The 24,444-nt window shown below is 34.6% G+C and carries 25 protein-coding genes; 10 read left to right on the top strand and 15 right to left on the bottom strand.

Annotated elements, in window-relative coordinates:
- The first annotated feature begins 331 nt into the window (after nt 1-331).
- Together AC3OCB_RS11280 and AC3OCB_RS11275 are read left to right on the top strand one after the other, a co-directional pair.
- Nucleotides 332-1,360, top strand: a complete 1,029-nt coding sequence (locus AC3OCB_RS11280; protein WP_498342718.1) for a glycosyltransferase family 2 protein — start codon at nt 332-334, stop codon at nt 1,358-1,360.
- A complete protein-coding gene (locus AC3OCB_RS11275) occupies nt 1,357-1,752 on the top strand; it encodes a hypothetical protein (RefSeq protein WP_498342634.1) in 396 nt (131 codons plus the stop codon). Before AC3OCB_RS11280 ends, AC3OCB_RS11275 begins: the two co-directional genes overlap by 4 nt.
- Nucleotides 1,753-1,811: 59 nt before the next feature.
- Here AC3OCB_RS11275 and AC3OCB_RS11270 read toward each other — a convergent pair whose 3' ends face one another.
- The 4 genes from AC3OCB_RS11270 to AC3OCB_RS11255 all read right to left on the bottom strand — a co-directional run bounded on the left by AC3OCB_RS11270 (nt 1,812) and on the right by AC3OCB_RS11255 (nt 5,351).
- Nucleotides 1,812-2,234: a hypothetical protein gene (locus tag AC3OCB_RS11270; protein ID WP_498342633.1), complete on the bottom strand. Its 423-nt coding sequence runs from the start codon at nt 2,232-2,234 to the stop codon at nt 1,812-1,814.
- Nucleotides 2,231-2,896, bottom strand: a complete 666-nt coding sequence (locus tag AC3OCB_RS11265; RefSeq protein WP_498342632.1) for a ParA family protein — start codon at nt 2,894-2,896, stop codon at nt 2,231-2,233. Before AC3OCB_RS11265 ends, AC3OCB_RS11270 begins: the two co-directional genes overlap by 4 nt.
- Before the next feature lie 110 nt (nt 2,897-3,006).
- The gene (locus AC3OCB_RS11260; RefSeq protein WP_498342717.1) at nt 3,007-3,984 is read right to left on the bottom strand and encodes a (Fe-S)-binding protein; all 978 of its coding nucleotides are present in this window, start codon (nt 3,982-3,984) and stop codon (nt 3,007-3,009) included.
- On the bottom strand, nt 3,975-5,351 hold the full coding sequence (locus AC3OCB_RS11255; protein WP_498342631.1) for an FAD-binding oxidoreductase: 1,377 nt from the start codon (nt 5,349-5,351) through the stop codon (nt 3,975-3,977). Before AC3OCB_RS11255 ends, AC3OCB_RS11260 begins: the two co-directional genes overlap by 10 nt.
- A gap of 28 nt (nt 5,352-5,379) precedes the next feature.
- Between AC3OCB_RS11255 and AC3OCB_RS11250 the strand changes: the two genes are divergently transcribed.
- Nucleotides 5,380-6,372, top strand: a complete 993-nt coding sequence (locus AC3OCB_RS11250) for an FAD-binding oxidoreductase (RefSeq protein WP_498342630.1) — start codon at nt 5,380-5,382, stop codon at nt 6,370-6,372.
- Complete coding sequence (locus AC3OCB_RS11245; protein ID WP_498342629.1) at nt 6,373-6,855, top strand: hypothetical protein; 483 nt, start codon at nt 6,373-6,375, stop codon at nt 6,853-6,855.
- Between the two features lie 7 nt (nt 6,856-6,862).
- Here AC3OCB_RS11245 and AC3OCB_RS11240 read toward each other — a convergent pair whose 3' ends face one another.
- The 3 genes from AC3OCB_RS11240 to AC3OCB_RS11230 form a co-directional block, all read right to left on the bottom strand.
- Entirely contained in the window at nt 6,863-7,780 is a 918-nt protein-coding gene (locus tag AC3OCB_RS11240) for a 2-oxoacid:ferredoxin oxidoreductase subunit beta (protein WP_498342628.1), read from the bottom strand.
- Nucleotides 7,767-9,647: a 2-oxoacid:ferredoxin oxidoreductase subunit alpha gene (locus AC3OCB_RS11235; RefSeq protein WP_498342627.1), complete on the bottom strand. Its 1,881-nt coding sequence runs from the start codon at nt 9,645-9,647 to the stop codon at nt 7,767-7,769. The genes AC3OCB_RS11240 and AC3OCB_RS11235 overlap by 14 nt, the downstream gene beginning before the upstream one ends.
- A gap of 125 nt (nt 9,648-9,772) precedes the next feature.
- Nucleotides 9,773-10,576, bottom strand: coding sequence for a hypothetical protein (locus AC3OCB_RS11230; RefSeq protein WP_498342626.1), 804 nt, complete (start codon nt 10,574-10,576; stop codon nt 9,773-9,775).
- 158 nt (nt 10,577-10,734) lie between these two features.
- Here AC3OCB_RS11230 and AC3OCB_RS11225 point away from each other — a divergent pair, with 158 nt between their 5' ends.
- Nucleotides 10,735-11,229 carry a hypothetical protein gene (locus AC3OCB_RS11225; RefSeq protein WP_498342625.1) on the top strand — a complete coding sequence of 165 codons (495 nt, stop codon included), beginning with the start codon at nt 10,735-10,737 and terminating at the stop codon, nt 11,227-11,229.
- A 77-nt stretch (nt 11,230-11,306) separates the two neighbouring features.
- On the opposite strand, the gene AC3OCB_RS11220 is transcribed toward AC3OCB_RS11225, so the two are convergent.
- Nucleotides 11,307-12,023, bottom strand: coding sequence for a carbon-nitrogen hydrolase family protein (locus tag AC3OCB_RS11220; protein ID WP_498342624.1), 717 nt, complete (start codon nt 12,021-12,023; stop codon nt 11,307-11,309).
- A complete protein-coding gene (locus tag AC3OCB_RS11215; protein WP_498342623.1) occupies nt 12,020-13,147 on the bottom strand; it encodes a CBS domain-containing protein in 1,128 nt (375 codons plus the stop codon). Before AC3OCB_RS11215 ends, AC3OCB_RS11220 begins: the two co-directional genes overlap by 4 nt.
- A 54-nt stretch (nt 13,148-13,201) precedes the next feature.
- On the opposite strand from AC3OCB_RS11215, the gene AC3OCB_RS11210 reads away from it, so the two are divergent.
- Nucleotides 13,202-14,260 carry an acetoin utilization protein AcuC gene (locus tag AC3OCB_RS11210; RefSeq protein WP_498342621.1) on the top strand — a complete coding sequence of 353 codons (1,059 nt, stop codon included), beginning with the start codon at nt 13,202-13,204 and terminating at the stop codon, nt 14,258-14,260.
- On the opposite strand, the gene purT is transcribed toward AC3OCB_RS11210, so the two are convergent.
- On the bottom strand, nt 14,249-15,442 hold the full coding sequence (purT, locus tag AC3OCB_RS11205; protein ID WP_498342619.1) for a formate-dependent phosphoribosylglycinamide formyltransferase: 1,194 nt from the start codon (nt 15,440-15,442) through the stop codon (nt 14,249-14,251). The two genes, AC3OCB_RS11210 and purT, sit on opposite strands and share 12 nt — an antisense overlap.
- A gap of 53 nt (nt 15,443-15,495) precedes the next feature.
- The gene (locus tag AC3OCB_RS11200; protein ID WP_498342618.1) at nt 15,496-16,104 is read right to left on the bottom strand and encodes a hypothetical protein; all 609 of its coding nucleotides are present in this window, start codon (nt 16,102-16,104) and stop codon (nt 15,496-15,498) included.
- Nucleotides 16,105-16,151: 47 nt separating this feature from the next.
- Between AC3OCB_RS11200 and AC3OCB_RS11195 the strand changes: the two genes are divergently transcribed.
- Nucleotides 16,152-16,802 carry a phosphatidate cytidylyltransferase gene (locus AC3OCB_RS11195; protein ID WP_498342617.1) on the top strand — a complete coding sequence of 217 codons (651 nt, stop codon included), beginning with the start codon at nt 16,152-16,154 and terminating at the stop codon, nt 16,800-16,802.
- Here the strand turns inward: AC3OCB_RS11195 and AC3OCB_RS11190 are convergent.
- Entirely contained in the window at nt 16,770-17,405 is a 636-nt protein-coding gene (locus AC3OCB_RS11190; protein ID WP_498342616.1) for a hypothetical protein, read from the bottom strand. The genes AC3OCB_RS11195 and AC3OCB_RS11190 overlap by 33 nt on opposite strands.
- A 104-nt stretch (nt 17,406-17,509) precedes the next feature.
- On the opposite strand from AC3OCB_RS11190, the gene AC3OCB_RS11185 reads away from it, so the two are divergent.
- Entirely contained in the window at nt 17,510-17,950 is a 441-nt protein-coding gene (locus tag AC3OCB_RS11185; RefSeq protein WP_498342615.1) for a hypothetical protein, read from the top strand.
- Here the strand turns inward: AC3OCB_RS11185 and AC3OCB_RS11180 are convergent.
- The gene (locus tag AC3OCB_RS11180; RefSeq protein ID WP_498342614.1) at nt 17,938-18,918 is read right to left on the bottom strand and encodes an NAD(P)/FAD-dependent oxidoreductase; all 981 of its coding nucleotides are present in this window, start codon (nt 18,916-18,918) and stop codon (nt 17,938-17,940) included. The two genes, AC3OCB_RS11185 and AC3OCB_RS11180, sit on opposite strands and share 13 nt — an antisense overlap.
- A gap of 34 nt (nt 18,919-18,952) precedes the next feature.
- Between AC3OCB_RS11180 and AC3OCB_RS11175 the strand changes: the two genes are divergently transcribed.
- Nucleotides 18,953-19,741, top strand: a complete 789-nt coding sequence (locus AC3OCB_RS11175; protein WP_498342613.1) for a hypothetical protein — start codon at nt 18,953-18,955, stop codon at nt 19,739-19,741.
- Nucleotides 19,738-20,280: a MogA/MoaB family molybdenum cofactor biosynthesis protein gene (locus tag AC3OCB_RS11170; RefSeq protein ID WP_498342612.1), complete on the top strand. Its 543-nt coding sequence runs from the start codon at nt 19,738-19,740 to the stop codon at nt 20,278-20,280. Before AC3OCB_RS11175 ends, AC3OCB_RS11170 begins: the two co-directional genes overlap by 4 nt.
- Nucleotides 20,281-20,283: 3 nt before the next feature.
- Here the strand turns inward: AC3OCB_RS11170 and AC3OCB_RS11165 are convergent, their stop codons facing one another.
- Nucleotides 20,284-22,161 carry a 4Fe-4S dicluster domain-containing protein gene (locus AC3OCB_RS11165; protein WP_498342611.1) on the bottom strand — a complete coding sequence of 626 codons (1,878 nt, stop codon included), beginning with the start codon at nt 22,159-22,161 and terminating at the stop codon, nt 20,284-20,286.
- A 43-nt stretch (nt 22,162-22,204) separates the two neighbouring features.
- Nucleotides 22,205-24,421, bottom strand: a complete 2,217-nt coding sequence (locus AC3OCB_RS11160; RefSeq protein ID WP_498342609.1) for a DEAD/DEAH box helicase — start codon at nt 24,419-24,421, stop codon at nt 22,205-22,207.
- Nucleotides 24,422-24,444 lie beyond the last annotated feature (23 nt).

Below are 24,444 nucleotides of genomic sequence, written 5' to 3'. Positions count from 1 at the left end.
CAAATCTAGAACGAGGAATTACAGCAATTTACTTTGGATTACATGAATTATGATATTTTTATAGGCTTTTTCCAACTCTTCGTACTGTAACTATTTGGATCTATCATAGATTCATATGAATCTTCAGATCAGAGTATAGAGTCTAAAAGTAAGAGACCTAAAGATAGACTCTAAATTATCAATTGAAGAGTCTGATATCCAACTTCTACTAAAGGAATAGTAGAGTCTTCAGTCTAAAGCACAGAGAGAAGATGAGCTCTTATCTTACACTAAATATCTAAGAAAGATTTAAATCTGGTTAACAAATAGGGGCTAGAGTACATTAATGCTAATAGAATATTTCTTGCTGGTACTTCCTATTCTGGCAGATCTATTCTTAATATATCAAATATTAAAGGAGGTTAAACTAAGAGGTATAAAAGGTAACTTTGAAGCATTTGCCTCGGTTATCATACCTATTAAGGGATTAGATGTAGGATTAGAAGAAAATGTTACCTCACTTCTATCCCAAGATTATCCGAGATATGAAGTGATTTATATTGTAGATGATTATAATGATCCATGTGTTCCTATTTTAAGTAAATACCACGTAAAGATAATTAAGACTGAGGAGACATGTGTAAAATGTAGCGGGAAAATAAGAGCACAACTAACTGGCTTAAAGTATGCTTCTGGAGATGTAATTGTTTTCGGCGATTCAGATACGTGGTATCCTAAATACTGGCTTAAAGAAATGATTAAACCTTTATCAGGTTTTGTCGCTACTACTACATTTTCATGGCCAAAGCCCTACAAATTATCGTTTAGTAACTTTATAAGGGCAGGTTTTTGGACTTTCGGATTTGAATCACAAGCTATTGGAGGCACATTTTTATGGGGAGGGAGTATGGCTTTTAAAAGAGACTTCTTTGACTCTTATGTAATCCAAGAGCTTAGTAAAAACTGGTGTGATGATTGTACTTTAACAAGAATAGCAAAAGAAAGAGGTAGAATAGGATTTATTATAAATGCAATTCCTTTGAATGTCTTTGACGAGAAAGACCTTATAAACTGGTCTAAAAGGCAAATGATAACTGTTTATATGTATTCTAGGAAAGGGTTTTATGCTTTCATTATCATTTCATTTTTCTTCTTACTTTTCTTAGTATTCTCTATTATTTTCTTTTCATATATATCCTTTCTATTTATTTCTCCCTTGATTCTGTGGATAATAAAGAATGTTATAAGGGGACATAAGGTAGGTTATTCTTTACTACCTGCTATTGCTTCTATTCCTTCAATGTTTTATACCTTGGTGCTGACTCCGTTTGTTTTGAAACAAAAGTATATAATTTGGAGAGGAAATAGATATAATATATGATTTTGAAAAAAATGCTGATTATTGGAATTTTGTTGCTTATCTTGTCTATAGGCTTGGGCGACTTTATACTTTCTAGTAATTATCAAACTCTAACATTAAAACCATCTCAGTCAACCACTATTTCTCAAGCTGAAGTTTTAGCGAAAGAGCCTATTATAGCTCAACCAGTACAAGGTGTTATAGTTGATGGCACAAACACATATACAGTGTATAGTCCTTCCACAATAGTAAATAATCAAAATAAGAGTATCACTTTGGTTATAGTTCACAATAGCATACTATTAGACATTGATTACTTTCTTATTCTAATAAGTTCTAGTCTAATAATTTTCTCAATTCTGGGTTTTCTTTACATTTATGCTCAAAGGAAAAATGGAAGGAAAAGTACTTGACGGTGGATGGACCATTACAAAAATTTTTATGTCAAAGTGGAATGGAGTGTAATACTAACTTACATTTTCTTTGACTCTTTTGCTACTTTTTCTGCTATTTCGAACAGATCAGGATACATTTCTCTTAGTCCTTTTTCTAGTGCATCTTTTGCAACTTTACTCATCTTGAAACCTGGGATCGTATTGTATAGGTATTGAAGTAAGAGATAAGATGGATAACTCCACACACCTATCTTAGGATCTTTTTCGAGAAATTTTTTCATGAGTTCCTCCACGTTCTGATTTATACGGGTTTTTTCAATAGCCTCAATCTCAGTCTGAGTGTCATTATTTTTATCTTCAACCTTTTGTTCAGCCTTATTCACTTCTTTATTCTTTTCCTCTTTAGGAACTTCTTTTTTCTCTTCTATTTCAGTCGCGCTTGACTTCTCTTCTTCTACCTTAGTTTTCTTTCTATTAAAGATAAGATCTAATTCACTCAACTTTCTAACACCAATTTACTTAATTCTTCAAATACTTGTGAAAACTTTGGTTTCTTCACTCTAAACTCTTCATATCTGACAGCTGGAACTCCGAGTCTAGAGGCTTCATAGAATAATTTAGAGGGTGGAACTGCTAACTCTACGCTCTTTACTGAAGAGAAGTCAACCTTTACTGCTTTTTTTGACATATTTGTTATTGCTATAGCACTCTTCTTTAGACTAGTGAGTCTAGAGTCAAGGTTCTTTGCTGCCTCTAATGCTAATGGCTGCGGAGTTACGGGAGAAATTATTTTATCTGCTGCAATCATGGCTGAAACTGACAGTGTACCCAAATTTGGAGGAGTATCGATAACTATTACATCGAAACTTTCCGAGACCTTCTTTATTCCTTCTACAATTCCTTCAACATCGCCGTTTAGTTCTAGCCTCAATAAACCTATATGAGCTGGAAATACTTCCACATTAAATATGTTTACGCTTTTCTCTCCTAATTTTAATTCCTTCTTTTCTCTTTTCATTCCAAATGATACTGTTGCTCCACCTTCAGGGTCTAGATCTATTAAACCTACACTATTTTTCATTTTGCTAAGCGTATAAGCTAAATTAACCGAAGTTGTGGTTTTCCCCACACCACCTTTTTGATTTATGACTGTAACTATCATGTCTAGACTCTTTAGTCAGTAGTCTTAATTTTAGATTCTTCACATAATACTCTCCTTTATTGACAAGAAAAAGAAGACTGGAGAGAGAAGTGTAGTAAAGGGGAAAAGACTTATAAAAGGTCTGCAATATGCAGAGGCTTTAGTCCCATTTTTAGAAATGCTAAAGAACATGATGGGTTAGTAGAGACTACAGTGTTCACTCCACTCTTTAGAGTCTTCTCTTTCTTCACTGCCATAACTTTTTCAGCAATTTCTTCATGGAAGATAAAGTAGTCTCCTCCAGCACCACATTCAAAAGAAGGTTCTTCAGATTCAGAGATTGTAACATTCATCCTATTGAGAACTTCTCTAGTGTACCTGTTTAGACCTAACAAATTCGCATGACAAGGCTCATGGACTGTCAGTTTTCTTTCTACTCTTGGTAAGGGTAAATTAAATTTTATTATAAACTCTGGAAAGTCAAAAACGTTTAACCCGTTCTCTTTCATATGCGCAGAACAATTTGATGAAAGTGAAACTACTATTTTTCCTTCAAACTCCTTTCTCAACTTTTCAATCAATTCTTTACTCCTATTTAAGTCACCGGAGTGTTTATGGGCCAAACCACAGCAACCATTGTAAACTCTTACTTTATACCCTAGATTTTTCAAGTATTTCAACGCTTTTTCTACACTATCTTTGAAGAACACTGAAGTGATACAACCGGGGAAGAGTATTAGCTCTTCATTCTTATCTCTATACTCTAGAGGCTTCTCAGCCTTAGCTGGGATTTTCTTAGCATATTCCCCTCTTATAAAGTAAGGTAAGAGTTGTGGTCTTTCAAGTAGGCTTAACATAGCTTTTTCTATTGTATTAGGTTTTCTTACCCTAGTTATTATCTCTGAATAAACTACACCACTAGGGCATGCTAATTCACATCTTCTACAGTACATACAAGTTTCAATACCTTCACTAGGTATCGCTAGTTTAACTGCCGTAATTCTCCCTCTTGGTGAATGAACTTCTGACCTTGTAACAACATATGTTGGACAAGCCTCTAGACAAAATCCACAATGGACACATTTTACTAATTCTTCCTCTAATCCCATTCCCATAACACCCTCTCCTCTCTAGACTCTCCTTTACACCCTCCAAACATTTTACACGGGTTGAATAAATTATAAGGATCAAAAGATGTCTTCACTCTTCTTAATACCTCTATCTCCTTTTCGTTATAGTAAATCCCTAAAAATTTAATTTTCTCGATCCCAATCCCGTGTTCACCAGAGGGTACTCCACCCCTTTCAATTACGAATCTCTCTATCTCGTCACTGGCCCTGACTGCTCTCATGAAACTATCAAAATCTTCTGGGTTATAAGAAATAAGTGGATGTAAATTTCCATCTCCAGCATGAAAGACATTGGCTATATATACGCTGTACTTTTTTGCTATTTCAGACGTTTTTTCCAATACATCTGGTAAGTCGCTTCTAAGTACATTGCAGTCCAAAGTAACATAAGCTGGTGCAATAGTGCCCATAGCTGGAAAAGCACCCCTTCTTGCATTCCAGAATCTAGAGTCGTCATTAGGGATAACGACTTCTCCGCCATTTTCAGTTATTGCTCTCTTCACTCTACTCTCTTCCTCCAAAACTTGTGTCTCTTCCCCATCTAGTTCTATTAAGAGAAAGGCTTCTACATCTGGTAAACCTGCTCTATATCTACTTTTTTCTATAGCTCTGATAGCATTTCTATCCATTAACTCTAAACCAGATGGAATAACACCATTTTGGAAGACATTGATTATGGCGTTTGCAGAGTCTCTTATGCTGTTAAAGATACCGATTACAGTCTTTTTCTTTTGCGGTTTAGGAAATAGTCTTAATCTAGCTCTTAATACTGCTCCTAGTGTACCTTCAGCTCCTATAAATAAACTGGTTAAATTAAAGTAAGGAGAAGGGTAAAATTCTTCTACCTCTCCGTTTGGTAAAAGTACCCTTACTGAAATTATGCTGTTAAAAGTAGGACCATATTTTACTACATGTATTCCTCCGGAATCATGGGAGATATTGCCTCCAATACTTGACACTTGATAACTTGCAGGATCGGGTGCATAAAATAAATGGGGAGGAGAGTTTTTCGTCACAATTGCATTTGCAATCCCCGGGCCAACCTCAATTTCTAGCCCTTGTTGCGAGTAAACATGATTAAGTCTCGTAAGAGAGACTATAATTTCGTCTCCCTCAACTGGTACTGTGGCACCGCTCAAACTAGTCCCAGAACCTCTGATAATCATTTTCTTTTTTTCAGATATAAGAAACCTAAGAACTTTAACTGCTTCTTCCTCGTTCCCAGGTAAAACTACTGCTTCCGGTTCTTTCTTTACTGCTGTTAACCCATCGAAACCATAGAGTCTTCTCTCTTCTCCTGTGATAACCCATTTGTCCCCAACAATCTCTTTTAACTTTTTTAACATTAGTAATGATTGATTCGTGTAGTTTAAAATGTTTATACCTTACGAATGTGAGGAGATTTATTTCCCTACATCTTACGAAGAGATCGAGGAGATTATAAAAAAAGCTACGGAGAAGAAACTCACTTTACATGTTATAGGTTCTGGAAAAAACCATATCGGAAAGAAGATAAATGCCGATATATGTGTTTCCATGCAAAAAATGAATAGAGTAATTGAGATTTCCAAATCAGATTTATACGTCACAGCTCAATCTGGGATTGAAATCGATAATCTTCAGCAGATTCTCTCTTCTCAAGGCCTTTTCTTACCTTTTACTTATTCTGGGACTTTAGGAGGTCTGGCTTCAACTAATAAGAATTCTCTCTTCTCTATTCTTTATCCATACCCAAAAGATTTTCTTTTAGGTGCAAAGATAATTTTAGGGGATGGAAGCATAATAAGAAGTGGAAGTAGAACGACTAAGTTTTCTAGTGGATATAAATTATGGAAAGTTTTATCTGGAGCTTTAGGGAGTCTTGGAATTTATCTAGACCTGACTTTCCGTTTAATTCCTAAGCCAGAGAGAATAGTCTATACCGAAGTGTCTTCTCCATTACAATTTTTATCTTTAAGACCGTGGGGAATCGTGTCTTTTATGAAAGATGGTGCTGTAAAAAACTATTTAATTTTGGCTGGTTTTTACAGTTATATTGATAAAATTTCAAAAGATAATTCGTTCTCTCCTATACAAGGTCTTCCTAGTGATAAATTGGAATGTGAAAGAATTTTTGGTGTTACAGTGCCTAGGGGCAAAGAATTAGAATTAATAAAGAGCTTTAATCAAGGTGTAGCTTATGTGGGAAGTGGCTATCTTAGGGTGTGTGATGAAAAAGCTTTGGAGTTGAGAACTCAAGGAGTTTCTGTGATCATAGAGAAGGGATGCAAAGATAATGAAGACTGTTTTGGTTTTAAATACTCAACATTTAATTATTTGAAAAACGCTTTAGATCCTAACAACATATTTCCTATGGTGTTACAATGAGTGAAGAATATTTTCTTCAATATAATGGCGAAAAAAATCTTTGTAGTTTTATTAGGATATTCTGGTAACAAATATTATTTATATTATCCTAAAGGAGACCTACTTGTTGTAGTTGACGAGAAAGGTAACATTGAAATGAAAGAAATTGTTGAAATAGTGGGAGAATTGCCTTCGGGGTTTAAGGTCTCGAATTTGACTGAACCATGGGAAGAAGTGAAGAACAGAAAGGTGGTGTGGAAAGTGTTAGATAAAGAGATTGAAAGTGATAATCTATATGTTGTTACTAAATCTCCTAAAGACTATAAACTGATAGAAAATGGATCTGCACCAGATAGACTCAAGTTGTTTGCTTTTCGTGATGCAAATCCAGAGGAATTTAAAGATTGGTGTTGTGTTCTGATAGTGCCTACTAAAGATGTAGAGGAGCTACCAAAATCGTTTAAAAAAGTTTATTTCGAGAACGGAAAAATCATTGAGAAATAAGAAAGGTTTAATCGACTTCTCTTTCTTTCAGTAAATGCTCAATAATAGTCGTTAGTTTTCCTTCTTTTTCTATTATTTGCTTTGCTGGAGGATTTTCTAAGTATGCTGATGAATTAGATTTAATACGTTCTTCGTAGCTTGGTACGCTTTCATTTATATAGAATATACCAATAGGTACCCTTTCTCCCCACTCTAAGCTTTTATCAATCGCTTTTTTCATTTTCTCATTTACTTCCTCTGGCTTCTTGACTACTGGATCCCAGTCTGGTAATGTTTCAAGTTTGTAAACCCTTTTATCATACCACTCCTTAGTATTTATGTCGTTATAAGTCGGACAAGGTTGCAAAACGTCTATAAGTGCAAGACCTTTGTGTTTTACAGCAGCTTTTATCAGTTCTTTCAAGTGCTTTACGTCGTATGCATAACCTCTAGCGACAAATGTGTAACCAGAAGATACTGCTAAGGCTATAGGATTTATTGCATCATTTATATTAGGTCTAGGTAAAGACTTAGTCTTCTCTCCTCTCTTTAAAGTAGGTGAAGCTTGTCCTTTAGTTAGTCCATAAACGCCATTATCGTGCAGGATCACCACCATATCTATGTTTCTTCTTCCCGCAGCTACAAAATGTCCAGCTCCAATTCCTAATAAATCACCATCTCCCCCATTTACTATTACTGTGAGTTCTGGGTTTGCTAGCTTAATTCCACTAGCAAAGGCTATTGCTCTTCCGTGTAGAGTATGGACTCCAGACACTGGAATCCTCATGAAGTGTGGAGTTTTACCAGAGCATCCTATTCCAGATACTAGGACAACCGATTTAGGGTCTAATCCAAGCTCCATAATAGCTTGTTGTTCTGCATTTAGAATCCCAAAATTACCGCAACCAGGGCACCAGTCATTCCATTGAGGTTTAACTGCCGCCATTTAATACCACCCTCCTCTCTCCTTCTCTCATAACTTTAATTAATGCGTTCTCTAGTTCGTCTCTTAAAAATGGTCTTCCATTCCACTTTAATATAGTGCTGTCTACATCTCTTCCAGTATACATTTTAATTAGGAGTGATGCCTGGCTTAAGTAGTTTCCTTCAACCGAAATCACTCTATCTCTTCCCTCCATAAGCTTGCTTATTAAGTTCTTCGGGAATGGAGAGAACATCCTTATCTGTACTAAGGTAAAATCTAAGTTTGTCTCTTCTAGGATATCTCTTAATACTCCAGTTGATGAAGCCCATGTTATTACTAAGTTTTTAGCATTCTTTTCACCATATATTTTAACTCTTTCTTCTTCTGGTATCTCTCTATCAGCCACCTCCAGTTTCTTCATTCTCTTTTCATACATTATCGTTCTATTGTTAACGTCCTCAGAAATGTGCCCTTCTTCGTTATGTTCATCGCCAGTATAAAACATCGTGGCTTTCCCAAGAAAAGCTCTAGGTGAAATGCCATCCTCTGTAACTTTGAATCTTTTATAAGTTGTATCTTCGCTTTCTATTATTTTACCTCTTTCAGCTTTAAGCTTATCCAACTCTAGCTCTTCTTCTGGTACTGTTGAATAAGAATTAGCTAATGTCTTTTCTATCAGATGAATAACTGGTGTTTGATATTTTTCAGCCAAGTTTAGAGCCCAAACAGAGTCCTTAAAAGCTTCTGAATGATCTCCAGATGCTATTACAAGTCTAGGGAATTCACCATGTCCGGCAAATATAGGGAATATCAAATCTGATTGTGCTGTTCTAGTAGGTAATCCTGTTGAGGGTCCACCCCTTATGTAATATGTAACCACGACAGGTACTTCATCCATTCCAGCCCATCCAAGACCCTCAACCATTAACGAGAAACCTGGACCAGAAGTGGCAGTCGCACTCCTTACACCAGTTAATGCTGCGCCAATTGCCATGTTTATTGCAGCTAGTTCATCTTCTGCTTGCACTACTACTATTGTCCCTTTCTTTTTATCTCCAGTAACAGGGTCTTCCATTAATGCATCTTGATGAGCTTCTATGTATGTGCTCTCATCAGATGCCGGTGTGATGGGATAATAAGATTGAAATCTAAGACCACCATAAATTTTTCCCATTGCAGCGGCAGTATTTCCATCTAACCAGAATCTCTTCTTACTTGGAAGTGGTCTAAGGTTAAACTTTGTATTAACTATTTCATAAGCATCCTTTACGGCTATCTCATTCATTTTTTTATACAGATCTTGCTTGAAAGTACTATTGATAGCCTTAATTAAGTAATTAACATCAAGTCCTAGAAGCTTATATGAAACAGCTATTCCAGCGATATTCTTTACTCTCTCAGATACAGATAAAGGTATTTTTAGTTGGTCAGCCACTTTCTTGGCTATTTCGTCGTAATTTACTTGAACTAGTTCAAGATTCTTTGCCTTTAGATAATCTAACGCTCCCTTGACTGTCTGCTCATAGCCGTTAGATGATAAAAATTCCTTAACCTTTTCTGCTATTTCTGGCTCCATTGACTGGACTGCATCTACTTTTGTATTTATTATTGCAGGATTATAAATTAGAATTCCTTTTACATCTTGAAAATGCTGAAAAATTGTTTCTGCGTCAAAAGAGACTAAAATATCTATACTTTGTGTATTGCTTCCAACTCTTTTATCGCTTATTGTAAGTGAAAAATAACTATGTCTTCCCTTTATATTTGAATAATATTCTCTGTTACCGAAAATATAATATCCTGCCGATGCAACTGCGTTTCCAAAAATGTTTGCTGCAGTGTCTATGCCAGTACCTTGGGCCCCACCTATAACCCAACTTATCCTCATAATATCTAATATTCATTATTCTTTTAGAAGTATATAAGTAAATTTGAAAATCAAATGATATTTTACTTCAAATGTTTAAAATATATATACAATAGAATTTATCTTAATATACTATTTTTATCTCATTATAAAATTGGTAACTTATAGATTAGACCATTTAGGAGTATTTTCTTATCTATTTTATCTTTCTTTAAGTCATAGTACAGTTCAGCTTTGCTCTCTGCAGTTAATGTCTCCCCGTTTTTGACATCTTCTTTAGTTGCTTTTCCTTCTAAAATCTTAAATGTGAAATTACCGTTATTATTAGTGATTTCTATTCTATTTTTGAAAGGATAAACATTGTTACTTAATATCGTAAGGGAGAGTATGGACTCTAGAGTGGTGAATAAATTTACTATGACTGGTTTTTTGGATTGCAAAACCTCTGTGACATTTCTAAAATCTGTAAAAATATTTCTTCTTCTATCATAACTTTTAACAATTCCATTTTCAAATTCCACAATAATATCATCATCATTTTGTGTCTTTATTTCTTTCTCCATATCTTCTATTGTAGGGTAAGGCATAAATGTAAATCTAACTTTTCCATTTAATATTAAAGCCTTTGGAGGAATCCAATTATTTTTTACTATCATTATTTCAGCTTTTTCACTTATTGGAGTAACATAATAAATATAATAAATGTAATCTTTTTTCTGTTCGCCTAATATCTTTATAGCCTCTCTTACGAACAAATCTCTACTATATTCATATTTTTTAAAAATATCTTTTAATTTTGGATCAAGTCTTTTTATTATATTTTTAGAAAGCTCCGGTTCTAAATAAAATGAAATAATTGGCTCTAGGTCATTAGAGGAAGAAAATTCTAGTGCTTTTTTAGCTAAATCCTTTGTTTCATTAGCATCCATGAAATAGTTTAGTGACTGCACAAATAGAGATTAGCAACATGATTTAAAACTCTATTTCTCATAAAGGTCTACTCAAGGAGAAGTTTAAAGAATTTATAATAGAATTTTATAGAATTTCAATAATGAAACAGAGTGAAACTAGGTCAAATATAAAAGGATGAAACGCGTAAGCTCTCATGATGAAAGCACTTCTAATAGGTCTAATAGCCATGATAACAATAGCAGGAGGAGTTTTTGCCGCAGGTATGGCTGGATACGGTCCTATAGCATATATATCATATCATGTACAGTCTAACAACTCATCTTCAGCACAGATTATTCCAGCATATATTAATTTAGGAAACTTAACCCCAGGCATGAAAGGAAATGCTACTGCGAATGCTTCAATTTCATTACATAATAATGGGACATACGAAATTCAATTACTTCATGAAGAAAAACTGAGTAAAGTATTTAGCGAGTTCAATGTGACAATAACAATTGGAAATAAAACTGTAATGCTAACTCTTTCAAACAACGACGCCTACTTAAATCTAACATCTGGAAACTATACTGTGTATATAAAGATATTCTATCAAGTGTCTGCTCATCCTCATGGAGATTTAGACGTGAAAAATGAGCCACTGCTTATAATACATCCATACGGAGATTCAAGCAATAATTCACAAGATTAATAAGTTAAAAGTTAATTTCTTTTTTCAATGATGACCGCGCCCTTGTCAGAAGAGGTGAAGATGTCTACCGGGACTGATCATTCTATCTCGTTAATATCGAATTTCTTGTACTCTTTAAGTCTCTCAATTCTATAGCTCATATAAGTAAGGGGATTAATGTCAACTACAACTTGTCCTTCTCGGTCGCCTAACTCAGCTAATGGTTTAGGTTCAATAAACCTTCCTCTCAATGAGGGAACATAAGCTATGCTCATGCCTAGGTATTCAGGTGGGTAAAAAACATTTGCATTTACAACAGCTATTCTATTTTCTAAAACTCTGACTTTCATATATTCTCTCCATAAGTCTATACCATCTACAGGAATTTTAGAAGGAACCAAAAGAATCTCAACTCCTCTAAGAAACATTTCTCTCACAATTTCAGGGAAATCTAGGTCATAACACACAGCAATTCCGAGCTTAACTCCTCGATATTTAAAGATTATAGCGGTATCTCCAGATAGTAACCTACTTCTTTCCTCCCCAAATAAATGTATCTTTTTTGCTATACCTTTAATATCGCCATTAGGATCTACAATCGGAGATACTATTGAAACCCCATCTTCTACTGCTCCGGGTATTACATAAGCTGTATATTTTTTCGCTAGTTGTTGAAACTCTTTTAATGGCAATTCATCAAGAGTTTTTATCCACTTTTCTGGTAGCAGTATAACTTCTGCTCCAGACTTTAGAGCATCTTCGCTAAGTTTTAATGCATCGGTAAGATTTGATGGCTGTACTATACCGATTTTCAACCTTCTTCTGCCTTTGGTTTTCTTCCTTTTGTCTCAATTTTCTTTAGCTCTTTTATAATCCTCTCCTCTAATTTCTCTACCGCTTTCCTTACAGCAGTTACTGGATCCCAATCGGTATCCTTACTTACAAAGTCACCTATTTTTGTAACTACTCTAGCCGTTACTTGATACATCTTTTTATCTTGGCTCTTTGCCTCTTCTTTAAATGCTACTTTAAAGTCCATAACATCTGTTAATTTCTGTAGTCTAGAGAGATATCTCTCGAGTATTCCGTCAATTAATGCCTTTGTATCCCCTTGTTTTAATTCTCCGCTAAGTTTAGCTTGAATTGGCATTTCTAGTTCAAATTTCTTTGCGATAAGATTAACAACATCAATTCCACTAAACATTCCTACAACTAGGTCTCCTTCTACTACTGGCATTCCAGATATCTTTCTCTTTAATAGTGTTTCTATTGCTTTTCTTACATCTTGATTTCCATCAGTTGTTTCTACCGGGTAATTCATTATTTCCCTTACTGGAAGGGCCATTAACCTCTCTTCCTCTGTCATTATAGATGATTTTTTCTTTCCTTTGTATGAATAGAGTCTATCTACAATGTCTCTTGTTGATATTATTCCTACTAACTTTTTCTCCTCCAGAACTGGGAGCTTTGATACATTATTATTTATCATCAGCCATCTCGCTCTTGCTACTGAATCATCAGCGTTAATTGTAATAACTGGAGAACTCATTATCTCTCTTACTTTAGCGCTTGGTATTTCCCCTTTATCTAGATAATATGAAAGGAACCTTTCTCTTGTGATTAAACCCACTAATGTTTTCTTTTCATCAACGACAACTAATGCTCTAGCTTTAGTAGTATAGAATTTTCCAACTACTTTCGCTTCATCATCTGATTCTAAAACGTTATTAGAGGGAGACATTAAATTAATAACCTTAGACTCTGGGCTAACTCTCTTTCTTAATAGTTCTTTATAACTTATAACTCCAACCACAGTCTTCTCTTTAACTACTGGAACTATCCATTGATTGTTTTCTTGCATCTTTGATATAATATCTCTAATTCTATCATTATATGTTGCAACTACTTTGGGCTCTTCCAAGAGTTCTTTTGGTATCATTAAGGAAAAATCCACGTCAACATTTATATAGTTTTTCGACGAATTATTATATGGATGCACAAGACAGCTTTCGTATGGGATGACAGATATTTAGAATACTCATTCCCTGGGGATCACCCTTTTAAGTCCTTAAGAGAATCAATGACAAAAAAACTCTTGGAAGAAAGGGGGGCTTTTCATTATATAGACGTGGTTCCTCCAAAAATAATTAGCGAAGATTTATTATATATTGTACATTCAAAAGAGTATATAGAATTTGTTAAAGAGAAAAGTAAAGAGGGCAAGGGATTATTGGATGAAGGAGACACCCCTGCTTTTAAGGGCATATATGAAGCTGCACTAGTGAGAGTAAGTGGCACTGTCACTGCATTAGAATTAGTGAAAGATGGAAAATATAATCATGCAATAAATATTGGTGGAGGTTTTCATCACGCCAAAAGATCAGCAGCAGCAGGGTTTTGTGTATTCAATGATGTTGCGTTGGCTATAAAAATAGCAGAAAAGTACTTTGACAGAATTGCATTAATAGATATTGATGGCCATCACGGAGATGGAACTCAGTATTTACTTTATGATGACCCCCATGTTTTGAAAGTCTCCTTACATATGTACCATCCTCGTTTCTTCCCCGGTACTGGGAGCGAAGAAGAAATAGGAGAAAATGAAGCAAAAGGCTATAGTATAAATATTCCTTTACCGCCAGGGACAGGAGATGATATGTATCTCTATGCTTTTAATGAGATTGTAGTACCTAAAGTGAAAGAATTCAGACCAGATATAATATTTCTCCTTAATGGTGGAGACTCATACTATGAAGATCCTTTAGTTGAGCTAAAGCTCTCTACTAAAGGTTATTTAGAGGTAGTAAAGATTGTTCATGAACTTGCACATCAGTTATCTAATGGAAGGCTAGTTATGACGGGTGGAGGAGGTTATAACTATGAGGCTACAGCTAGAATATGGACACTTTCTATAGCTGAAATAGCTTCACTTGATTTTACTGAATACGAAAGCTTAGAAGACTGTTGTATGATTGCATCTAGAGAATTTGTGAAAAATAAGGTAGTTGAGACTGTTCAGAAGCTAAAGAAAATACATGGATTAAGTAACTAGTATCAAGGAAGATGCTTTTCTAACCTTTTCTCTCGCTTCTTCTACTGTGTTACCGGTTGCAAGTACTACGCCCATTCTTCTTTTGTAATAAGTTGATGGCTTTCCAAATAGTCTTACTTGAACCCCTGGTATCTGTAGTGCTTTATCTACATTCAAGAACTTTGGAGCCCATCCCTCATTATTTGCTAGAATCACATGAGCTGCTGCTGGAGATACAATCTTAACATCTGGTGTAGGAAGGCCTAGAGCACTCCTTACATGAATTTGAAATTCATTTATGTCTAAGCTAGCCATGGTAACCAGTCCAGTATCATGAGGTCTGGGAGATACTTCGCTAAACAATACCCTATTACCGGATACAAGAATTTCCACACCAAAAATCCCAAAACCGCCTAACTCATTTACTACTCTTGTTGCATATTCTTGAGCTCTTCCAACTATTTCTTCATCTACTGTACCAGGGTGCCATGATTCTACATAATAATAGACGTCAGAAGGTCTCTCATGCTCTATAGGAGTGATTGTTTTAGTCACTACTCCATTATCAGTTAGATATCTATATGTCAAGACAGTTAGTTCTTTATCGATTTTTATGTACTCTTCAACTATTACCTTTGTACTTTTCCCTCTCGCATGCGCTAATGCCTCTTTAAACTTGTTTTCAACTTCTGTCTCATTGTTTACTACCTCATGCCCATGACCACTTGAGCTCATCTCTGGTTTTATCATACATGGATAACCAATATCTTTGCATAATTTTTTTACTTCCTCTGGGGTTTCAGCAAATCCATAAGCAGTCGTAGGCACTTTTACTTTTTCTGCAGCAACAGTTCTTAGCTCTAGTCTGTTCATACAAATTTTTACTGCCTTAGCATTAGGTATTACTCTGAATCCTTCGCTTTCCAGCTCAAGTAATGCATCTGTATTAATTGCTTCGATTTCAGTAATTATTGCATCAGGGTTCTCTCTTTTTATAATACTTTTAATAGCTCCTCCATCTAGCATGTTAACAACGTATTTCCGGTGTGAAACATGCATAGCTGGAGACATATCGTATCTGTCTACAACTACTGTCTCTATTCCTATTCTCTGAGCTTCTATTACCATTTCCTTTCCTAACTCTCCTCCTCCCAATAGGAGAAGCTTCTTTGAACCTTCGAAAAGAGGTGTTCCGATTTCCATAAACGTATTTACTTAAACAGTGTAATAAATCTTTCTATTTACTCGTGAAACTTTTACTTAGTCAAGTAAATAGAGATCCAGTCTATCACTCTCTTATAATCCTTCAAAAAATTGTAAAAACAGTTCCATCTAGTCCTTTTGCAATCCCCAGACCATGGAAAGACTATTGCACCAATCGGAAATTTTTTCTCATATTGAAGTATCTGATTTATTGAATAACTACCAGTTTTTGCTTCGATTGCAATTTTTCCTTCAATAATAAAATCAGGTTTATTGTGAGTCTCTACTCCGAACTTTGATAAAGATACAGTGATTTCTTTGTTCCTTTCTACGTTAAAATGTTTTGATAAAATGGAATACACAAAATCTTCAAATAAATTTCCTATCAGCTGGTTTAACTTCAATCTTCTAGCTTTTATATCGGGGTAGGCAAGAGCGTAGTCAACATTTACTTTTATCCCGGAGACCTCCTCCAAGTATCTTAATTTCTCTAACAACATCCTCTCGTCACCTAGGAAGGAAAATGAATAATCTGCTATTTCATTTCCGTTCTTATCATATACTCTCACGTTCATCTTATCTACCATTACTATAACGTTCCCTTCTTTTTCATCTGGTATTAGCTTTCTTTGATCATTTATTTTGTATAAAAAGACTTCCACAACATGAAATGGATGAACTTATAAATAAACAATAAGTTGTAATGTTAATGTCACAAATAATTACCGTTAGTGACATTATATGGGGAGTAATATTAACTGCTTGGGTCGCGATAGTTACCTTATATATCTCAAAAATTGTTAGTAAGTACACAAGTATATATGTTGCAAGAAAGGTAATTCATATGCTTGGTGGGGGAGTAGTTGCTATATTATCTCCTTTCGTATTCTCTTCCCCTTTAGTACCAATAATTGCTTCCTACACGCTAATGAGTTATCTAATAGTAAGGCGTTTAAAAGATGGAATAATGGGTTGGTTTCAAGAAAATGACAATTACGGAGAAATATTTTACGCTTTCTCATTTGGTACAGTTCTTTTACTTATGTGGCTATTAGATGGTAATTATTGGTACTCAAAAGACATGTTTATCCCACTACTTCCAATTTATTACATGTCTTTTGGGGACGGAGTTACTGGAATAATTAGAAATTATGTGTATAAAAGGAGAGTTAAAGGATTGTGGGGTAGCTTGGGAATGGCTATACTTTGCATACCATTAGGTTATTATTTCTTTGGTATATATGGTGCAATTTCTGGTGTTATTGCGACAATAGTAGAAGTATTACCTTTAGTTGATGATAATTTAAGTATATCTTTCGCTTCTTTCTTATTCCTTTATGCCACTATAAAACTGCTTTAAGGCATAAAAGTTCTTGTTGTCAATTATATTAATCTTCATATTTTTGGTGTTTATAGTTATCACTCCGTTTATTTTACTTGTCTTCACGTCATTAATAGTAATATCGGGGGTTTTGGAATATTTTCTTATTAACCTCATTATACTCCTAACTTCGTCTTCGCTTCTTTCGTTAGGATCTAAAAGTAATTCTTTAGGAATTGGGGGGAGGTAAAAGGATGGTACAGCTATGTAGAACTGACTTGCCATATTACTGTATCTTGCAGTTTTTAGCGAAAGCCTACCCATTAGGAACTCTTCAGCTTTTATTGCATTATTAGGAGGCACATAACCTGTCTCTACTTCTATACCTACGTCGTTTCCTTTAATTGCGTAAATGTCCATCACCCCACCTTGGACTTCTACTTCCACATACACTCTAAATCCGTTACTTAGAAGATATGCAGAGAGAATTAGTTGGAGTATACCATGATTTATATTAAGTATACCAATTTTACTTAATCCATAAAGTTTTCTGTATATTTCCTCTAAATTAGAGCTCTTGCCGTAACAATTGCTTACTTTTTCATAAATTAATTCCAAATCTTTTACGTGATCAACTCTCATAAAGCATCACTTCAGGCTGGGAAGCGGTCTTCATCATTCAGTAAACCGTCGTATCATCATTTAATTAAAAAATCATTTAACACAGTAACTTAAAAATACTACATATGATAAGTTGGCTTATAGGTTCTCCTGCTCCACCTTGGCAATACCTAAACGACATTTTTGAAGATTATAGAAATGTAGGGGTTTACGTAAATGCTTATGGTAATATTGAGATAGTAAAAGTGAGTGATATTGATGAATTTTACACAAATACTTCAGTACTAATAAGTGGCTATCATTTACTTACGCTAAAAACTCATTATTTAAAGTTAAAGAAATATGTAGCCTTTCCATCAAGAAGATTACGAGTTATAAAAAGATTTTTACAATACAAAAACTGGAGGGCTATGGAATATTACGATAAAGATGAATTCCTAGTAGGATGGATAATATATGATTGTGAAGACTGTTATGAAAAGCAAAAGCTCCACTTACAGATTGAAGAAGATAATATGACAGATGAAGAAATATTTGAAAAACATTTTCAAATCTATAACTCGTGAGGTTCTTTTCCTAGCTCAAAGTCATTGACAAAGCCAAATCTGTCAATCATATACTCCTTCTCTTCTCTTCCGTTTTTTATAAATTCAAACAATAACTTTGCCATCCCCGGACCCACTTCTGCTCCGTAGCCATCTAATCCAGCGACAATGTATGTGTTATCCATAATCCTACCGTACAATGGTCTCATATCTGGTGTTCCTTCACAGTATCCTTCTCCCCTAATAACTGGCTTCAATTCACCAAGTCTCTCCTTAGCTCTTTCAACTGGCTTTAAGTCCCCATTTTGCTTTACAAATGGACTACTAGGTAAAGTGTCACCGTCACCTACAATATTAAGGTTCATCCCTAATCCAAATAATGGTCTAGAGTAGTAATTTAGCTCATAATCATAAATCAATGTTTTATCTAATAATGAATTTCTGTTAGTTGTTACCCATGCCCAACAATAATAAGACTTTAGTGGAAGCTTTATGTCCACAGAATATGAGTTCCATGCACCAGAAGCGACTATAACTACATCTGCTTTCGCTTCTTTTTCGTTGTTTATTATTACCTTTCCTTTCTCGATTTTTGCAACTCCTTCAACAAACGGTACACTATCCACAAGTTTTTTAACATTAACTAAGCTATCAGTACCCTCTCCAACAATTGCGTGAGTGTTAAGCCAATCTACGAATTTCTCTTTTACGTTAAAATTGTAGGATAACCATTCATCCACTACTTTGGGGTTCACTTTCCCAAGAGTATAAGAAGGGTAATTGATCATTGGTACATTATACTCCTCATAAAACTTCTTACTTTCAATGGCCAACTCTATGTCTTTACCCTTCAAGAGAAGGGAATGAATTAATGTAGGATAAAACTTTCTAAACCTTGATTCAATTACAGTTACGGAGTGTCCGGCTCGTTTAAATAAGTGATATAAAACGCTACCAGTTATGCCTTTTCCAATGATTAAAACTTTCACAATTCTTAAAGCTTTGATAAAAAATTAAAAACTAATGATTGAGGGATATATGCTTAAATATCTTGATATCATATGGGCAGTAAAAGGTTGTTATCATCCTAAAGGATATGCAGTTGCTGTTCCAAGACTTTATAAGGGGAAAAAAATTAAAAAAATGGAAGATGCTTTTCAGCTAGCTCGCCAAGAATTCTCTTTTCTGTTTAGATATGTGGAAGAAATAGGTTTTGATGTTCCGCTAGTCCCTTTAAAAGACTCTGAAATTTTAGATCCCTTTAACAAGGCAGTTGAAGATGAAGTTGTGATAGAGTTTATGAAATACTTTAAGGGAAAGATTGGTATAACAGGTAGTTTACTTTATTCTAATTCATACAACGATATGGATTTTGTAAGCATTAATGAACACGATTATCAGACTTTGCTTGAGTTAAGAGAAAAAGGTATTACGTCTCCTTTAAATGCGGTGAATGAAAGCGAAGTAGAGGGTTTAAACAAAAAAGATTTCCTATACTTGAAACAGAATAGAGTGCTTGAGGGTATATTCAAAGGTGTACCATATACTTTTAAAATCGTTAGCTGTGAGGACTTTGGGATAGTCAAGGGAAAAGAAAAATTTGAAGGTATTGTTGAGATTGTAAGGGCAGAAAAACCGTACTCTCTCCCAGTAAAGTATTATACTGATAAAGGAGTCTACTTAACTTCTTTCAGAACCAGATATACTGAACTGAAAGAAGGGACGAAGTTATATGTCAATGGAATATTACTAAAAAGAAATAAATTCCTAGATTTAGATTTAGACCTAGCAAAGGAGGTAAAAATTATATGACTGAGGCACATAAAAAACATAGAGAACATGCACCAAAGACCCTAAACTTTTACGTGATTACAATAAGCACTTCAAGGTATGAAAAGTTTGTGAGTAGAGAACCTGTTGTGGACGAGTCTGGGGATTTGATGAAACAGTTAATCATTGAAAGTGGCCACAAAGTCGTTGGTTATTCACTTATTCCAGATAATAAAGTTAAGATCTTAAGAGCCTTTTCAGAAGCTCTAGATAGAGAAGACGTAGACGTTATTGTCTCTACTGGCGGTACTGGGTATACTCCTTCTGATGTGACAGTAGAAACGATCAGAGGGATTTTTGATAGAGAAATAGAGGGATTCTCAGATGTCTTCAGACTTGTAAGTTATAATGACCCAGAAGTTAAATCTGCTGCATATTTAACCAAAGCTTCTGCTGGAGTAATACAAAATAAAATAGTGTACTTGTTGCCGGGATCCCCAGATGCTGTTAAGCTAGCTTTAAAAGAGTTGATATTACTAGAAGTAGGACATTTAATTTATCTGGTTAGGAGTAAGTCGTAAAGGCTATTTGAGAAGAAGTTGTGCTATTTTTTCTCCTATTACTTTCTTTTCTTCTTCAGTGAAATCTTCTAGCGAGTCTAGGTAGAAATAAAGCATAATTAATTCTTCAGGCTGAAGAGTCCGAAGCCCTGCATCATACATTTTGTTGCTTAGTTCGTTATATACGGAATCAGCAACACCTATATACCACTTTGCATCATCTAATATCTTGCTTGAGTCTTCTAAGTTCTTCTTTATTTTGCTTGTAATTAACTTTACAGCTTCTTTATTGATTTGGGGTATTAAAAGATCAAGTGGCGTTATTATATTTAGTTTCTTAGCAGTAAAGGGACATAGCGTGACTTTAGCTTTTATGTCACTCTTAATATTTGTGTTGTTCAAAATATCCAAAAACGCATAACTACACTTACTAGGTTTTATTTTCTTTTCAAAATTTCTTAGGTAACAAGGTACATGTAATTCTTCTTTTTTGATTTCCTCATCTATGATTGTATATTCCTCTATGTAATTTATATCTAATATCGCATAATTCTTTAATGGTTGTAAATAATAATATTCTTCTGGCGTAATAGTAATTAGTTGAGAGACTCCATTAAACTGTTTCGCTAATTCTTTCCAATCTACCCTCCCACGAACGAGATCTTGAATATTTATATCTAGATATTTTATTCCCATTATAGACCCTTTAGAATGAAGATATAACAACGATTTTAAGATTCTATCCTCTAAACCAGAACTTATGGGTGTGATTATTATCTCTCTTTTATAATTAAGTTCCTTAACTCTCTTATTCTCTACTTGCTGAATATTATATGTTGCAGTCTTGGATATGTCTGATAAGATATCTAGTTTTGCTGGACACACTTCTACGCATTTCCCACACATATGACAATTTATCTGAACGGCTGAGTCTAGTGCCTGCAAAGCGTAAAAGCCCAAAGGCGAATAAACTGGAGAACCTCTATATTCAGAATAAGGACACACTTCTACGCATTTCCCACACATAATACAACCATTAAGCTTATTCTCTTCTATTGTATCAGAAGTAGGGAATAGTTCTGTTTCTGGGAAAGAGAGAAATGTATCTGAGTATATTGAAAAATAGACTCTATTGAAGTTCATTCTTAGAATTGCCTGTTTAGATTTCTTTATTCTTTCCTTTAACTCTAGTAATTTAGAAAAATCGACTAGACCGAAATATCTATATTTATGCGGAAAAGACGCATCCTCATAAATTATCTCTTCTTCATAGAAATTTTTTACAAAATCTGACAGTAGAATCTCTCTTAGCTTGGTATAACTCACGTTTAAAGTAAATTTGCCATCTTTCCATTGAACTGTTATATCTCTAAATGGAGGAAAAGTAACTGAAAACCAACTTTTTAACATGTAATATAATGCGTCAAAATCATTTGTTTCGTAACTTTTTGTAATTAGTTCCTTATTTTCTTTTCTTACCAAAACAGCATAAATTACTCCTCCCTTATATTTACCAACATATTTATTACCGTTTAAATAAGCCTCTACCTCTACTCTATCTTTAATAAATCTGAACTCATTAAAACCAAATCCTGCATCTCCATATTCAACAGACCCCCCCACAGAAAAATCTAAGTTGCCAAAAATTTCTGGTTTTTTATCTTTTACATCTCTCCAAGGAGTACCTGCAAGTACTCTTAGTTTATCATCAGTTTCTTCAACACCTCTTAGCTCGGTTAAATCGGCTATAACTCTTCCTTCAGAACCTCTGAAATATTCATATCTTGCGACACCTTCAGTAATATTCTTTAAATCTTCTTCAGATTTAACAGTAATAACTCTTTCGGGAATAATAGAGGATTTTCTAGTTAATGAAAGCTGTGAGTATAATAAATTAAGCATTAAAATGACTATTATTTAAGCCGTTTATTAACTTTTCTTCGAATTAAACAATTGGGTTACCGAATGGATCTTCTTTCTCAGATTCTTTGGTATTTCTATTTTCTTTTAGATAACTGATCAATCTAAAGGATTTCTTCCTAGATAGCATTTTGTTGTTATTTCCACAATATGGGCTATAAATGCATTTAGGGCAACCATCTTCACAATCGCATTTTCCAGTGATATCTAATGCTATATCATATGCATCTTCAAGTCGATCATAAAGTAATTTGCTTACACCACTACCTCCAACAATAGCGTCATATATTATAACATGACCGCTTGGATAGCTTATTCCAGCTAAATCAGTCATAGAAGCGCCTGCTGTAACTCTAGCAGCACTTATCAATACATGCTCTGTAGCATGAAAAGCTTCAATAGCATCGAACTCATTAAACTCTGATAGTATGGGGTGCTTAATTATTATCCCTTTTGTGACATAAGAAAAAGTGACGGGGTCTTGGTAATACTTCTCTTCTTTAGGTCTGTTCTTGTTGCCAAATAAATTATGTATCGCATAGCCATCTACCGAAACAAGAATTTCTGCTTCCCCATAACTTACCGGAATTCCTAGTACTTCTCTTTTCTCTATTTCTCTAAAGGAAAGTAGATGAGTACTATAAATAGGTTTTGTATAATAAGGGATATCATCAGAAGTTCTTTTAACTTTGGCAATAAGTGTGTTTAAATCAATTTTCTCTACTATATAAGTTCTCTTTGATATGAGGTATATGGCTTCTGGATAGAGATCATAAAGAGCTACCGGTAATTCTCTTTCCCCGATCTTCTTACCCCCTTCATAAATTTTTACTAAAGGTCCGGTAGATCTTAGTGTCTTAGACCTTGCAAATCTGATAAGATCTGGGGTTGAATATACGTATTCTCCTATGATTTTCACGGGTAGGGAGTCTAAAGTCTTAGCCCATGAACTTGGTAAATCTGAAATTTTCACCCTCCCTTTCTCAACAATATAAGAGGCAGTGTGGAGTTTGATGACTTCCTTGTTTGTTATATCAAAGGGCAATGATGTAAGTTTTCTGTTGAAGAATTCTTCTGGTTTTCTATTATAATAGGCATCTATTGGGTCTTCTCCCAGTAGTGTAAAAATGTATCCAACTTTATTCCTCCTTCCAGCTCTTCCAGCTCTTTGAAGGTATTTTGAAAAGCTAGGTGGATCTTCTGCCATAATAACAGCATCTAAGTCACCTATATCAATTCCAAGTTCAAGGGTTGGAGTTGCTACTACACCCATGATCTTCCCGCTCTTTAAATCTTCTTCTATCTTTATTCTTTCTTCAGGGTTTATTCCGGCTCTATGTACTGGTATATCAAAACCAAACCTTCTTATCAGTTTTCCTAAAACTTCTGCCATTTGCTGTGAATCTACAAAGATTAACGTCTTCAAACCATTTCTCATTAGGTAAGAAGATAGATAGGCTGAGATAGTCCATCTACTAGAAGAGCCTATATTTAAGAGAACGTGAAAAGCTACGCCTTTTCTCCTAGTAGTACCTTGTATTATCTCTCCTTCAACTCCAAATAACTCTTCAAATAAATACGGTGATGCACCTATTGTAGCACTAGACGCGATAACATGATAATCAGAGAACTCCCTTAATCTATCACTTATCATTCTTAGATGAGCTCCAAATACCCCTTCATAAACATGGACTTCATCAAATACAAAGTGATCAGCTCCTCTAACTAAACTTCTAAACCTATGGCTTAGTTGTAGTCCAATATGAATCATATCTGGGTTTGTGATCAAGATCGATGGAGGATTTTCATAAAGTCTTTCTCTTTCTTTTTCTGGAGTATCACCATCGAAGACGCCAACATCTATATCTATTTTTGATGCAAATCTCAAGACCCTGTCTAACTGGTCTCTAGCGAGAGCTTTTGTAGGATAAATAAGAACACTTCTTTCTCCTCGTAGTGAAAACTCTAATAAGGGGAGTAAAAACGCTTCTGTTTTACCTGTCCCAGTGCCCGATACTATCATGATATTTTTTCTATCAAGTATTTTTCTCAAAGCTTCCTCTTGGTATTTATATAATCGTGAAATTCCAACACTCTTCATTGCGTCTTTTAATTTATTCTGTATAGGTAAATCGTCCACGTAAGAACCAAAATCTGGGTCTAATGCAGTTTCAGTATATACATGTGTAATTTTGACATTAAAATAGTCTAAAGCATTCTTAACATCATTAATGATATCCATAAGTTAACGTATTTCATTGGTTA

This window comes from Sulfurisphaera sp. (assembly GCF_059755235.1).
The sequence above is the reverse complement of the archived record's forward strand: the minus strand, read 5'-3'. Positions and strand labels throughout refer to the sequence as shown.

Excerpts from the sequence above, each read along its gene's own strand:
- AC3OCB_RS11275 (WP_498342634.1), top strand. The coding sequence starts at position 1,357 with ATGATTTTGAAAAAAATGCTGATTATTGGAATTTTGTTGCTTATCTTG.
- AC3OCB_RS11265 (WP_498342632.1), bottom strand. The coding sequence starts at position 2,896 with ATGATAGTTACAGTCATAAATCAAAAAGGTGGTGTGGGGAAAACCACA.
- AC3OCB_RS11260 (WP_498342717.1), bottom strand. The coding sequence starts at position 3,984 with ATGGGATTAGAGGAAGAATTAGTAAAATGTGTCCATTGTGGATTTTGT.
- AC3OCB_RS11255 (WP_498342631.1), bottom strand. The coding sequence starts at position 5,351 with ATGTTAAAAAAGTTAAAAGAGATTGTTGGGGACAAATGGGTTATCACA.
- AC3OCB_RS11250 (WP_498342630.1), top strand. The coding sequence starts at position 5,380 with ATGTTTATACCTTACGAATGTGAGGAGATTTATTTCCCTACATCTTAC.
- AC3OCB_RS11240 (WP_498342628.1), bottom strand. The coding sequence starts at position 7,780 with ATGGCGGCAGTTAAACCTCAATGGAATGACTGGTGCCCTGGTTGCGGT.
- AC3OCB_RS11235 (WP_498342627.1), bottom strand. The coding sequence starts at position 9,647 with ATGAGGATAAGTTGGGTTATAGGTGGGGCCCAAGGTACTGGCATAGAC.
- AC3OCB_RS11225 (WP_498342625.1), top strand. The coding sequence starts at position 10,735 with ATGAAAGCACTTCTAATAGGTCTAATAGCCATGATAACAATAGCAGGA.
- AC3OCB_RS11215 (WP_498342623.1), bottom strand. The coding sequence starts at position 13,147 with ATGATACCAAAAGAACTCTTGGAAGAGCCCAAAGTAGTTGCAACATAT.
- AC3OCB_RS11210 (WP_498342621.1), top strand. The coding sequence starts at position 13,202 with ATGCACAAGACAGCTTTCGTATGGGATGACAGATATTTAGAATACTCA.
- purT (WP_498342619.1), bottom strand. The coding sequence starts at position 15,442 with ATGGAAATCGGAACACCTCTTTTCGAAGGTTCAAAGAAGCTTCTCCTA.
- AC3OCB_RS11195 (WP_498342617.1), top strand. The coding sequence starts at position 16,152 with ATGTCACAAATAATTACCGTTAGTGACATTATATGGGGAGTAATATTA.
- AC3OCB_RS11190 (WP_498342616.1), bottom strand. The coding sequence starts at position 17,405 with ATGAGAGTTGATCACGTAAAAGATTTGGAATTAATTTATGAAAAAGTA.
- AC3OCB_RS11185 (WP_498342615.1), top strand. The coding sequence starts at position 17,510 with ATGATAAGTTGGCTTATAGGTTCTCCTGCTCCACCTTGGCAATACCTA.
- AC3OCB_RS11175 (WP_498342613.1), top strand. The coding sequence starts at position 18,953 with ATGATTGAGGGATATATGCTTAAATATCTTGATATCATATGGGCAGTA.
- AC3OCB_RS11170 (WP_498342612.1), top strand. The coding sequence starts at position 19,738 with ATGACTGAGGCACATAAAAAACATAGAGAACATGCACCAAAGACCCTA.
- AC3OCB_RS11165 (WP_498342611.1), bottom strand. The coding sequence starts at position 22,161 with ATGCTTAATTTATTATACTCACAGCTTTCATTAACTAGAAAATCCTCT.
- AC3OCB_RS11160 (WP_498342609.1), bottom strand. The coding sequence starts at position 24,421 with ATGGATATCATTAATGATGTTAAGAATGCTTTAGACTATTTTAATGTC.